The sequence below is a fragment of the Mucilaginibacter terrae genome, from assembly GCF_042679325.1.
Taxonomy (GTDB): Bacteria; Bacteroidota; Bacteroidia; order Sphingobacteriales; family Sphingobacteriaceae; genus Mucilaginibacter; species Mucilaginibacter terrae.
The window spans coordinates 348,876-361,878 of the sequence record NZ_JBHTMJ010000001.1; the positions used below are offsets into that span (position 1 = coordinate 348,876).

The 13,003-nt window shown below is 42.1% G+C and carries 8 protein-coding genes; all 8 read left to right on the forward strand.

The window, feature by feature from the left end:
- Positions 1-2: 2 nt before the first annotated feature.
- Positions 3-2,720 (forward strand): family 78 glycoside hydrolase catalytic domain, encoded by a 2,718-nt coding sequence (locus tag ACFQ3S_RS01415; RefSeq protein WP_377160438.1) that lies wholly within the window; start codon positions 3-5, stop codon positions 2,718-2,720.
- Between the two features lie 381 nt (positions 2,721-3,101).
- Positions 3,102-4,796, forward strand: a complete 1,695-nt coding sequence (locus ACFQ3S_RS01420) for an alginate lyase family protein (RefSeq protein ID WP_377160440.1) — start codon at positions 3,102-3,104, stop codon at positions 4,794-4,796.
- A gap of 70 nt (positions 4,797-4,866) precedes the next feature.
- Entirely contained in the window at positions 4,867-6,609 is a 1,743-nt protein-coding gene (locus ACFQ3S_RS01425; protein WP_377160442.1) for an alginate lyase family protein, read from the forward strand.
- A gap of 58 nt (positions 6,610-6,667) precedes the next feature.
- Positions 6,668-7,834, forward strand: a complete 1,167-nt coding sequence (locus ACFQ3S_RS01430) for a right-handed parallel beta-helix repeat-containing protein (RefSeq protein WP_377160444.1) — start codon at positions 6,668-6,670, stop codon at positions 7,832-7,834.
- Positions 7,835-8,069: 235 nt separating this feature from the next.
- Positions 8,070-9,200 (forward strand): alginate lyase family protein, encoded by a 1,131-nt coding sequence (locus ACFQ3S_RS01435; RefSeq protein WP_377160446.1) that lies wholly within the window; start codon positions 8,070-8,072, stop codon positions 9,198-9,200.
- The gene (locus tag ACFQ3S_RS01440; RefSeq protein ID WP_377160448.1) at positions 9,200-9,874 is read left to right on the forward strand and encodes an SGNH/GDSL hydrolase family protein; all 675 of its coding nucleotides are present in this window, start codon (positions 9,200-9,202) and stop codon (positions 9,872-9,874) included. Before ACFQ3S_RS01435 ends, ACFQ3S_RS01440 begins: the two co-directional genes overlap by 1 nt.
- Before the next feature lie 76 nt (positions 9,875-9,950).
- Positions 9,951-10,967, forward strand: a complete 1,017-nt coding sequence (locus tag ACFQ3S_RS01445; protein ID WP_377160450.1) for a LacI family DNA-binding transcriptional regulator — start codon at positions 9,951-9,953, stop codon at positions 10,965-10,967.
- A 95-nt stretch (positions 10,968-11,062) separates the two neighbouring features.
- On the forward strand, positions 11,063-12,958 hold the full coding sequence (locus ACFQ3S_RS01450; RefSeq protein ID WP_377160452.1) for an alpha-L-fucosidase: 1,896 nt from the start codon (positions 11,063-11,065) through the stop codon (positions 12,956-12,958).
- Positions 12,959-13,003 lie beyond the last annotated feature (45 nt).

The following is a 13,003-nucleotide window of genomic DNA, read 5'->3' on the forward strand; positions in this document are numbered from 1 at the left end:
AAATGACGGCCAAACACATCATTATAGGTTTAGTTGTTTTGTTTTTTATACAAAATAGCGTTAAAGCTAATGGAAAAAACTGGGCAATAACTCAAATAACTGTAGATTATTCTGTAGCACCTATTAATGTTAACCATGCTTCGCCGGGTATAAGCTGGATATTATCTTCAAACAAAAATAACCAATACCAGGCAGCTTATCAGGTGCTCATTGCCACTTCGGTCGGTATGCTTAAACAGGGCAAAGCCGATGTATGGGACTCGGGTAAAGTCAATTTGGCAAAAGCCCAATATATTCATCCCAATAGTAAGCTTATTAAGCCCAATCATGATTATTACATACAGGTAACATCTTGGAACAGGCAGGGTGATAAAGCGATAAGCAATACTACTTTTAGTACTGCTTTGTTTGATAATACAAAATGGGAAGGAGAGTGGATTGGTTATACACTGGAAAAAATGTTAGCCGGTGAAAAACCCATACCCTCGCCTGATAGCCTGCTCGAAAACCGCTCGCAATATTTACGAAAACAAGTAAACTTAGTAAAAAACATTAAGCGTGCCCGTGTTATGGTAAGCGGTTTGGGTTTTTACGAGCTGAGTATTAACGGTAAAAAAGTGGGTGATCATGTGTTAGCCCCGGCCAAAACACGGTACACTGACCGTGCCCTATATGAAGTGTTTGATGTGAAAGAAAGTTTGAAGTATGGCAGCAATGTGCTGGGCATTCAATTAGGCAACGGCTGGTATAACCCCCTTAAAAAGTATCAGGACTGGCGTATGCCTTTTTACGGTTATCCGCGCGCTGCATTAAGGCTGTATATAGATTACACCGACGGCTCAACCGAAATAATAAAAACGGATAACAGCTGGAAAGCGGCATTTGGACCAATTACCTTTAACTCGGTTTACGATGGTGAACATTATGATGCCCGTTTGGAGCAAACCGGTTGGAATATGACCGGCTATAATGATCAAGGCTGGAAGGTTGCCAAAACATTGCCCGCACCCGGAAAATTAATGGAAGTAAACCTGATGCCTGCCGAACGTGTAACCCAAATTATGAAACCAGTAAAAGTTTTCAAGAAGGAAAACGGTACTGTTATTTATGATATGGGGCAAAATTTTGCCGGATGGGCACGTATCAAAGTGCATGGAAGCGCCGGTACAGTGATTACCCTGCGCCATGCTGAAGACCTGCAAACAGTTGATAGTTCTTTGAATACTAAATCTAACCGGGCAGCAGCCAATGAGGATCGATATACCTTAAAAGGTACCGGCACCGAAATTTACGAACCCCGATTTACCAGCCACGGATTTCAATATTTGCAAGTGAGCTTGCAAGGCCAGGCCGAAATTTTAAGCGCCGAGGGCTGCGTAGTACATAACGATTTGCCTCAAACGAGTGAATTAACTACCGACCACGATCTGATTAACCGTGTACACCAGGCCACCTTATGGTCGCAGCGCAGCAATATGCAGGGCCTGCCGCTCGATTGTCCGCAGCGCGATGAGCGGTTGGGATGGATGGCCGATGGTTATGTTACTGCCGATGAAGCCATGCTTAATTTTGATGCGCCGCTGTTTTATACCAAATGGGCCGATGATGCCCGCTATGCTCAGGACAGTGCGGGTCGCTTACAGCATATTTCTCCAACTTTTGTAGTTTCAGAAAATACCAACTGGAGCTGTGGTATGGTATTGGTTGTGTGGGACCATTACCGCAATTACGGAGATGCCCGCGTATTACAAACTTACTATCCTGCTATCAAAAAGTATGTAAATTATTTGGCTGCCAATGCCAAAGATTATATTTTAAAACCGGACCGTTACGGCGATTGGGGAAATCCAGCGCAAGATAGTAAGGCTACAAGCGGCTGGTTAAGAGGTAATCCGGCAATGTCAACTACAGCTATGTTTTACTTATGTACCAAAATACTGAGTGATGCCGCAGGTGTGCTTAATAACGCAGAGGATAAAAAATATTACGAGCGTTTGAAACAAAATACCTTACGATCCTTCAACAAAAACTATTTTGATGAAACAATTGCTGCTTACAAAGGGGAGGAGTATCATTACCAATACCGGCAAATAATGCCCTTGTACTTAGGTTTAGTGCCTGCCAAGTATAAAGCACAGGTAATGCATAATTTGGTAACGGATATTACGGAGCACAGACAAGGACATCCTTACATAGGTATTATTGGCTTAAAATATATGTTAGACCTATTTACACAGGAAAATCGAAATGATTTAATTTATAGTATGCTGAATGTAAAAGGCTATCCAGGTTTCGATTACATGCTTCAAGGTCGTAACACGTTCCCCGAGTGGTGGGATGGAAGCGGATCGCACAATCATGTGATGTTTGGCAGTATAGATGCCTGGTTTTATCATGCTTTGGCCGGTATAAATACCGACGATACTTTAACAGGGTTTCGTAAAATTATTATAAAGCCTTACATTCCTGAAAGCGGGCTTAACATGGTAGAGGCCGGGATAAGTACGGTTAATGGCAGAATAACATCGGGTTGGAAACGGGAAGGTAACCGGGTAAAATTACAGGTAAGCTTACCAGCTAATACATCAGGCTCTATACAACTTCCGCAAAATGTGAAAGATTTACGTATAAATGGTGCTTCCATAAAAGGGGTAATAACGGATGATCATATTTTGCTGCAAGTAGGTAATGGCAACTTTGAGGTGAATTTCATTAAATAGCTCAATACTACGTATTTTAAAGAGCCGTTAAAGATCATTTAACGACTTTTTTTTTGCTCAAAATTTCTGTAAAAATATTTCTAAAAAAATTTGCTAAATCGATTTAGTATTTTTAAGTTTGACTTAACCAATTATTACTATTAAACAAAATTTATCGTAAGCTTTTAATGCATTAACCAATTGCGTTGTTGTTGCTAAAACGTTTTAACGACTGTTTCTTTTCTCCTTAGATATCAGTTTTTATAAGCTTTTTAGTGCTTTGTCAGCTTAAAAATTAGGAGAAGTAGCGTTAACAGCTTTGTTTCGCCGCTTGCTTTATTTTTTCTTGGCTTATTGCTGTAAACTTAAAATAGAACAACTAATAATCAATTAAATTATCCTATGAAATCACTTTTAAAATTAAGCACCCTGCTGTGTATAACAGTAGCTATGCTAACGGCTTGTAAAAAGCCGGAAGTAATTAGTGAAGCCGTTGAAACAGCGGCTGCGGATGAAACACCTTACCGGTCGGCTACTATCTTTTCGGGCGACTGGCAGCATCCTGGCATTCTTAACTCGCAGCAGGATCTTGATAGGATGCGCAGCAAGGTAAACGCCAATTTGCAGCCCTGGAAAGGTAGTTATGATAAGCTGGCTGCGGATTTTTACGCACAAAGCACTTACACTATACGTGGCCCCCAGGGTGTTACAGTGGTAAACCGCGAAACAGGCGGCCTTGATCCAACTGGCAGTAACACCCGCTGCGACAAAGATAGCCGTGCCGCCTACGAAAACGCCTTGATGTGGTACATTACCCAGGATGTTGCGTATGCCAATAAATCGCGCGATCTGATTGATGCCTGGGCATCGGTGATTACCGATTTTACCGGCGCCGATTCCCGTATATCGGCTTCTTTGTATGGGTATAATTTTATAAATGCTGCCGAAATTTTGAAACATACCGGTTATAGCGGCTGGACTTCGGGTTACAATACCAGGGCTACCAGCTTTTTCACAGGTCCGGTTTATAATGAAATAAAAAATTACAACCAGATAGGCCCCGGTAATCAGGACGCGTTTATTATTAAATGTATGATGGCTATTGGCGTATTTACCGAGAACACCGCTATTTTTCAGCGTGCGGTTGACGAGTTTTATGGGCGCAGCACACCTGCCAATGGCAACCTGGCCAATTATATTTTACCAAGCGGCCAGTGCCAGGAAACCAACCGCGACCAAAACCATACCCAGGTAGGTTTGGGTAGTTTAGCCGAAGCCTGCGAAATAGGCAAGCACCAGTATATGGATATGTATGGCGCCCTCGATAACCGCTTGCTAAGAGGTTACGAGTTTACTGCCCGTTATAACTCCGGTAATGGTTTTGCCAGCACACCTGTTGATTATGACGGCATAACCGGCAGTAAAGACTACGGCGATGTTCCTTCTACAATTGGTTATGGCACTTTCTTCCCGGTGTACGCTCTGGCCTATTACCATTATGGATACCGTAAAGGGTTGCTCAGTTCATCCAGCATGACCTATTTGAAACAGGTGGCCGAAAGTATATCGCCCGAAGGTACCTCTAATGATCCGGCTGCCCCGGGCTTTGGCACACTGTTATTTGCAGTAGGCCCTTATGGCGGCAATGCCTTAACCAATTACAGCTTTGAAGGCGGAACAGTCAACTGGTACGCTGCAGGAGGAGCCATTCTTACATCTAACACCACCCTGCATATTGAAGGCAGCAAATCTATCAGTGTAGAATCGCGTGATTTTGATTACTCGGGCCCCCGCCAGGATGTGAAACAGTATTTGCTTGATAACGGACAAGGTTTATACGATTTAAGCGCTTATATACGCACGATAAGTACTACTTCAACCATATTTACGGGGCAGGTAAACATTAAACTGGTAGATGGTACCGGCACCCATTATTATACCGCCAAAGAAAAATATGACGACAGCTTTGCCCAAATATCGGGCTCGGCCAATGTTACCTGGAGTGGTACGCTTACCGCAGCCGAATTTTATGTAACCACACCTGGCAACAGCTACTCTATAGCGGTAGACAAATGTTCGCTGGTAAAAGTTAAGTAACCAACTACACCATTAACCGCCTGGCTGGCGGGATAGCTATACTGTCGGCCAGGTTATTAAGTAACTCAATATGAAAGCTTACACTAAAATTTTTGTACTGCTGTCATCAGCTATAGTGCTGTTTGCGTCATGCAAAAAAAACCAGCTTGCCAACGAGGCCGCAGGTGAAACACAAACTCAAAACGCATCAAAGCGTACGGCCACACTGTTCTCCGGAACGTTTGTACACCCCGGCGTAGTGCACAATTCGCAGGATCTGTTGAACATTAAAACCAAGGCATTGGGTAATGTAGAGCCTTGGAAAAGCGGTTACACAGTTTTTAAGGCCAGTACTTTTTCGCAACTTGGTTATAAACCACGCGTACCCGATCCTGCGGCCAATGGTATTGTTGAGCGGGCAATTGGCGGTGTTTGGATATCAAACGTAGGTCAAATTAATGATGGTGCAAACGCGGCTTATCAACAAGCCATGATGTGGGTAATAACTGGTACGCGAGCCTATGGCGATACAGCTAAAAAGGCTATTGCGTTATGGTCAGATCCGGTTAACGGGCTTAAAGATTTTACCAACAACGATGCCAAGCTTATGGCTGGCGTAACCGGGTTTAAGTTTGCTGCCGCTGCCGAGTTACTAAAGCATACCGGTTATCCGGGCTGGACCAGCAGCTTTGAAACTGAAGTGGAAACCATGTTCCGTAATAAGTTTTATAATGAAATAAAAGACTGGGCGCCAGCCAATCCTGGTAACTGGGATGCGGTTAATATCAAGTGTATGATGGCTATGGCCGTTTTTTTAGATGATGTAGCCATGTTTAATAAAGCCGTAAATCATTTTTATAACAAAGAGCCGGGATTTGTAGATGCCTCTACCGGTTACACGTCGCCTTATTGCAGCAACGGCTGTTTGGAAGGGTACATTAAGTTTGCAAGCGGGCAAACGCAGGAAAGTGGCCGCGATCAAGGCCACGTGCAATTTGGTTTAGGTAGCCTGGCCGAAGCCTGCGAAGTGGGTTTAAACCAAGGTATGGATATGTACGGATATTTAGATAACCGGCTGTTAAAAGGGTTTGAGTACACGGCCAGTTACCTGCTTGGCAATGCGCCATCTTCGTACGTAAATTATATTAATGTGAGAGGTACCAATACTTACAGTACCTCTATCTCTCCCGAAAATAGAGACTTGATATACCCAACTTATGAAATGATCACCAACCATTATGCCCGCCGCAAAGGCCTTATATCAGGCAGCTCGGGCAGCCCGGTTTATTATTCCACTCAATTGGCCATTCAGGGCAGGCCCGAGTTAAGAGACACCTATTCGGGTAATATAGGCTTTGGTACATTGTTGTTTTCTACACCCACCTATTACCCGGGTAACCTGATTGCCAATGGTAGCTTTACTACAAATGCAAGCAGCTGGACTGGCAACGGATGTGCTATTACAGCCAGTGGCGGTACTTTACAGGTTACAGGCCGTACGCAAGATTATAACGGGCCAAGGCAAAATATACTGACAGCCCTGCAATCGGGTACTGGTGGCAAAGGAATTTATGATTTAACCGCCTTTATGAAAAAAATACCGGCCGGAGCAGGCACTTATGTAGGCAAGGTAACCGTGAAAATAACCGCTGGCGGCGTAACCCAATTCTTCAGCGTAAAGGAGAACTTTAACCATGATACCTATGCCCTGGTTTCGGGAAGCGTAAACCTGCAATGGAGCGGCACGCTTACAGCAGCCGAATTCTATGTAGAAACCGATGGTAGCTTCCGCGATTTTTCGTTAGACAAATGCTCAATGGTACGTACCAATTAATTATTAAACCGAAAGCAGCCTGCTGCTGTAATACAGGCTGCTATTTATAAACCCCCAAATGAGAATTTTATTAAACAACGTAAAATTATGGCAGCTATGTATTGTTGTAACGTTAACTACAGGTTTATTATCCTGCAAAAAAACAGCTAATGATCAGCCCGATGCTTTAGCTGAAAGCAGCGAAAAAAATCGTATTACGTTGGCCACGGCCACTTATACGGCCGATTTGCCAACTAAAGCTACTATTTACGAAACCCGTACCACAACACTCAGTACCTTAAACGTTAGCGAGGCTACCAAACACATTAACAACGCCACGCAAATTAACAATGCCATTAACAACATGAGCAGCCAGGGCGGTGGTACAGTGGTGCTTAATGCCGGTATTTACCGGATAACAGGACCCATACGCCTCAAATCTAAAGTGCGGCTTAAGGGAGTGGGTATCGACGAATCGATAATTAAACGCGACGAGTCATGGACGCCCGACTATGATAACGGCAGCGATATGGTGGGAACCCGCGGGGTGATTTCTGATATGGTGATATCCGACTTAACTATCGATGGCAATACGCCTTCATCAAGCCGTATGAGTAACTTCTTCAATATGTACGGTATTCGTATAACGGTTGACGACTTTCCGGGCTCAAAAAATCAGCGGGCTTATGTCACTACTATTAAAGTAGTAAACTGCGGTATGGGTGTGCATATAAAACATACCAATGATGTAATTCTTCGTAATTGCGATGTAGAAGCTAACGGAACATTAGGTAATAACACTACGCATCCTTCGCCTTATTTTTTTCATAACGTTTACCTTCGTAGCATCGACAGGGCGCAGGTGTATGATGGTAACCGCTTTATTAACTCGCCCAGCGGTAACGGGCTCAATATTACGGCAGTTACTAATTTAACCATTGATGCTAACATCATGACAGGGAATAATTTCCGGGGTGTACGCATAGGAGGAGCATCGGTTGATGTGGTGGTAAAAAACAATACGGTGAGTAACAATAAGGATTTTGGTATTGGTACCGCTACCGATGGTGGCACACCTACGCGCTTTAGTTTTGTTGATAATACTATTTCAAATAACCAAGGGTATGGTGTTAAAATTGGCAGTAACTCCAGTTACGGGCAGGTACGCGGCAACTCATTGTCGGGCAATACGCCTACTAATTCAGTTTCTTTAGGTAATGGATTGTCTAATATGGATGTACAATAAAAAAAGTAAAAATAAATTTCGCTAAAACGATTTAGTTCATTATAATTGTAAGGTTTTATTCCATTTTAGTTGGAAATTGGTAGCTTAGTGGCCCGGCTCCCCGCCGGGCACCACTAAGCATTTTTTATTTATACGTGAATACACAAGCTGTTTTAAAAGCGCTATGTCCTTATAAAATCTTTTTTTAATAAAACGTTTTAGCAAAGTTTATTATATTTATAGCGTAAAGTCGTTTATGAAACAGTTAACCATTATTCTTATTTTATTAATTACAACAGTATTTGTAAAGGCCCAATCTGTAAAACAGTTTATACATCCGGGTATATTACACACCCAAAGCAGTTTGCAGCTTATCAAAGAAGCTGTTAAAGCGGGTGAGCAACCCTGGAAAGACGGTTTCAAGGCATTAGCTTCTAACGAATTATCTGGTGCGTATTATAAGTTGCAGGGGCCTTTCGATAGCGTTTCGCGTGATGCTACCAGGCGTTTGCATTCGGCACAAATTGAGCACGACAGCAATGCCGCCTATTACAACGCCCTGATGTGGGCCCTTAGCGGTAAAAAAGCACATGCCCAAAAGGCTATAGAAATATTGAATGCCTGGTCGTACGGGTTAAAGGCTATCGTATATGCCGATGCACCTTTGCTGGCCGCCTTTGACGGATCGCAGCTTGTAAATGCTGCAGAAATTTTACGCTATACCGGCGCAGGCTGGAAACCCGAAGACATTGCACAATGCGAAAAAATGTTTAAAGAGGTTTTTTACCCGGTTATGAAAGATTTTGCGCCTTACGCTAATGGCAATTGGGGCAATGCCGCCATTAAAGCAATTATGGGAATAGGCGTTTTTTGTAACGACCGGGCCATATTTGACAGCGCGGTCGACTATTATTACAACGGTAAAGGTAACGCCAGCTTACCCAATTATATATATGAAACCGGGCAATGCCAGGAAAGCGGTCGCGACCAGGCACATGCCCAGTTAGGTTTGGGCAACCTGGCCGAGGCCTGCGAAATAGGTTATAACCAGGGGCTTGATATGTATGGTGCGTTAAATAACCGCCTGCTAATTGGCTTTGAGTACACTGCAAAATATAATTTAGGCGTCGATGTGCCTTACACTATGCATCCCGATGTGAACAACAAATACCGCTTTACAAAAATCTCTGATGATCACCGCGGCGATTTCAGGCCTATTTATGAAATGGTATATAACCATTATGTTAACCGTAAAAATTTACCCGCCCCTTATACCGCTAAAGTGGTGAGTAAGATCCGACCCGAAAACGAGGGCCCCCGTCCGGCGGATCAGGCAGGCTTTGGTACTTTACTTTTTAATTCAAAAAATTCTAACCTTAAACGCTAATGAAAAAAATGTTTAAATATACTTTATTAGTGATCATCTTTTTGGCCTCTACAGCTATGCAACCTGTAAAACCAAAAAGGGTCATCTTCTTTGGCGATTCTATTACCTGGCACGGGCCAGATCCCGATGGCTTTATAACCTTGATGCAAAACCGCCTGAAAGAAAACAAGCTGGCTGATAGGTACGAGTTAATAGGTGCCGGTGTATCGGGTAATAAAATTTATGATCTTTACTTCAGGCTTAATAAAGACGTGCTGAGCAAAAACCCCGATATGGTTTTTATTTACATTGGTGTAAATGATGTTTGGCATAAGATTCAAACAGGTACAGGTACCGATCTTAACCGTTTCGAAAAGTTTTACTCAGCAATTATCGAACAAATACAAGCAGCAGGCGCAAAAGTGGTATTATGTACTCCGGCTGTAATAGGCGAAAAGAAAGCTAATACTAACGAGCAGGATGGAGATTTGAACTTGTATGCAAAAACTGTAAATAATTTAGCTGTAAAATATAAATGTGAATTTATTGATTTACGCAAAGAGTTTACGCAATACAATGAACAAAATAACATTAGAAATGAAGAGAAAGGCGTGTTAACGAGAGATAAAGTTCACCTGAATGCTGCCGGTAACCAAATGGTAGCAAAATTAATGTATGACAAACTGGTGATGTAACCTCATAGCATAAAAATAACAAAATAGATTTTATATGATACATTTGCATTTGCTGTAACTAAAAATGCCGGCCACTATGAAAAAATTGTCAATCGTTGATATCGCAAAACAGCTAAATACATCAGTTACTACAGTTTCTTTTGTGATTAACGGTAAAGCCGAAGAGATGCGCATTAGCGAGCCGGTGGTTAAAAAGGTAATGCAACTGGTTAAAGAGTCGGGGTATAAACCAAATCAGCTGGCCCAGAGTTTTCGTACAGGTAAAACCAAAACTATTGGATTGATGCTCGAAAATATTGCCGACCCCTTTTTTGCACAGATAGCCAAACATATTGAAGACGCAGCTTATGAAAAAGGTTACAAGATTATCCATGTAAGTACTGACAATAATACCGATAAAGCCAAAGAACTCATTAAGGTATTCAGGCAACGTAAGGTAGACGGTTTTATTATTACGCCGCCTATAGGTATTGAAGATGATCTTTTATTGCTATTGAAGGATAATTATCCTTTTATTTTATTTGACCGTTACTTTAGCATGCTTAAAACTAATTATGTTGGCATTGATAATTTTCAAAGTTCGCTGAATGCGGTTGAGCATCTGATACAGAACGGGTATAAAAGAACGGCAATGATAACAATCATATCCGAACAAACACAAATGATGGAACGGCGCAGAGGATACGAAAAAGCGATGGACAAGCACGGACTGTTGCCTTCTATTTTAGAGATACCCCTTCATACAAAGCACGAAGACATTGTAAGCCAGCTGCTCAGGTTTTTTGAAGCTAATCCTAAAGTTGATGCTATATTTGTAGGAACTAATTACCTCGCTATCAGAGCATTGGAAGCTTTAAAAATAAAAAAAATTCGCATTCCTGATGATGTGGCGGTTATTGCTTATGATGATCATGATCTTTTTAGGCTGTACACACCATCAATTACGGCGGTTGCCCAACCCGTTGAGGCTATGTCTAAACAGTTGGTAATAAAAATTTTGCAACAAATTGATGGTAATGAGAAGGATCTTGGCGATCAGATTATTATCCCGGCCAACCTCATCGTTAGAGAATCTTCAATAAGAAATACCTGATAAAATAAAAGCCATCTTTTTTTGAATTAAAAATAAGTTTTTTTTATTGCTAAAACGTTTTAACAACTTTTAAGTTAAACACTTATACTAATTATATGACCAATTTTATAAAAGCGATATGCTTTATTACAGGTATAGCGTACAGTAGCAGTATATACGCTCAGGCTACAGCCACTGCCTACGAAGAAACTAACGATAAAGTACAATCGCTTAAGATACAAAGCGATAAAAATGCTGTAACCGATGCGTTGGCACCCGGTAGCTGGTGGCGAAGATCTATGCAGGACCATGACCAGCGGCTGGCCTGGTACACCGATGCCCGATTTGGTATGTTTATTCACTGGGGTGTGTATTCGCTGGCCGGTGGCGTTTGGGAAGGTAAGCCTGTAGGCGGTTATGCCGAACAAATTATGCGTACCAAAAAAATACCAGGCAAGGTGTACCGCAAACTGGTTGATAATTTTAACCCGGTTGACTTTAATGCAGATGAGTGGATGAAAACCGCCAAAGAAACCGGTATGAAGTATATGATCATTACCGCCAAGCACCATGATGGCTTTGCCATGTACCCATCAGATGCTTACCCTTACGACATACGCCTCACCAAATTTAAGCGCGACCCTATGAAAGAATTACGTGCTGCTGCTAAAAAATATGGTATCAAGTTTGGGTTTTATTACTCGCATGCCAATGATTGGGAACACCCCGATGCATCGGGTAGAGATTGGGACACTGTTGGCAATGCCTATCTGGCTAACTTAAAAGGTGCACCCGATTGGAACAAGTACCAGGAATTTATTCCGAGGGTACAAAAATATGTAAATAATAAGGTAATACCTCAGCTAAAAGAATTGGCAAAATACGACCCCGACATTTTTTGGTTTGATACCAATCAGCACCTGCCCATTTCAGAAAATCTGCGCATTTTACAGAATATACGCACCTTTGCACCCAATGTAGTTGTAAACGGCCGCCTGGTAACTTTTAATGATTTTAATTTTGGCGATTACCTGAACACTACTGATAAACCTGCATTCTTTCGCCCTCAAAACCAAGTATGGGAAGGTTTACCTACCACTAACGAATCGTATGGTTACAGTGAATTTGATACCCGTCATAAGCCGGCCTCGCATTTTATAGGCCTGTTGGCCGGCGCGGCAAACAAGGGCGGTAATATATTAATGAATGTAGGCCCAATGGGTAACGGAAAAATGGACCCGCGCGACTTGGCTATTTTAAAAGGTATTGGCAACTGGATGCAGGTGAACGGCGAAAGTATTTATGGAACAACAACCAGTCCGCTTAGTGTACAGCCCTGGGGTGAAAGCACCTATAAAAATGGAACGCTTTACCTGCAGGTAAAGCAATGGCCTAAAGATGGTAAACTTATAGTGGGGGGCTTTAACGGTACCTTGCAAAAGGCTTACTTACTGGCTAACAAAAGCGCTTCTGCTTTAAAAACTGCGCGTTTGAATGATAAGGATTTGATAATAACAGTTCCTGCCAAAGCGCCGGATAGCATTATATCGGTTGTGGTTTTAAAAACCACTGGTAAGCCGAAACTCGATTATACGCGCTTACTAAGTAACACTACAGCTAACGTATTACAGGCTTTCGATGCTGCCTTAACAGGAAAAGATCTACTATATGGTAACGGTAAATTACATAACGAGTTCATCAGGCACTGGAAAGATGATACCCAGGTTTTGGCCTGGAATTTCAGATTAAATGAAACTGCCCGCTTTAAAGTAACCATAGAGTACAATACTGAAAATGAGAATGAAAGCGGCAAAGTTTACATTACTGTAGGCGAAAAAAAATTGTGGGTTGATTATGCGCCAACTACTTCCAAGCAACGTGTATCCAAAACATTAAATGTAGGTATCATTGAGCTGCCCGCGGGTGCGCATGAATTAAAACTTACCGCTGGCGAACATCAGGGTAAATATTTAATGCAGCCTTTGAATATTACACTAACACCGGTTAATTAATAGCTACAAGCTTCAATTAGTAGTATCTGTAAATAGTGATTAACT

Excerpts from the sequence above, each read along its gene's own strand:
- ACFQ3S_RS01415 (WP_377160438.1), top strand. The coding sequence starts at position 3 with ATGACGGCCAAACACATCATTATAGGTTTAGTTGTTTTGTTTTTTATA.
- ACFQ3S_RS01420 (WP_377160440.1), top strand. The coding sequence starts at position 3,102 with ATGAAATCACTTTTAAAATTAAGCACCCTGCTGTGTATAACAGTAGCT.
- ACFQ3S_RS01425 (WP_377160442.1), top strand. The coding sequence starts at position 4,867 with ATGAAAGCTTACACTAAAATTTTTGTACTGCTGTCATCAGCTATAGTG.
- ACFQ3S_RS01430 (WP_377160444.1), top strand. The coding sequence starts at position 6,668 with ATGAGAATTTTATTAAACAACGTAAAATTATGGCAGCTATGTATTGTT.
- ACFQ3S_RS01435 (WP_377160446.1), top strand. The coding sequence starts at position 8,070 with ATGAAACAGTTAACCATTATTCTTATTTTATTAATTACAACAGTATTT.
- ACFQ3S_RS01440 (WP_377160448.1), top strand. The coding sequence starts at position 9,200 with ATGAAAAAAATGTTTAAATATACTTTATTAGTGATCATCTTTTTGGCC.
- ACFQ3S_RS01445 (WP_377160450.1), top strand. The coding sequence starts at position 9,951 with ATGAAAAAATTGTCAATCGTTGATATCGCAAAACAGCTAAATACATCA.
- ACFQ3S_RS01450 (WP_377160452.1), top strand. The coding sequence starts at position 11,063 with ATGACCAATTTTATAAAAGCGATATGCTTTATTACAGGTATAGCGTAC.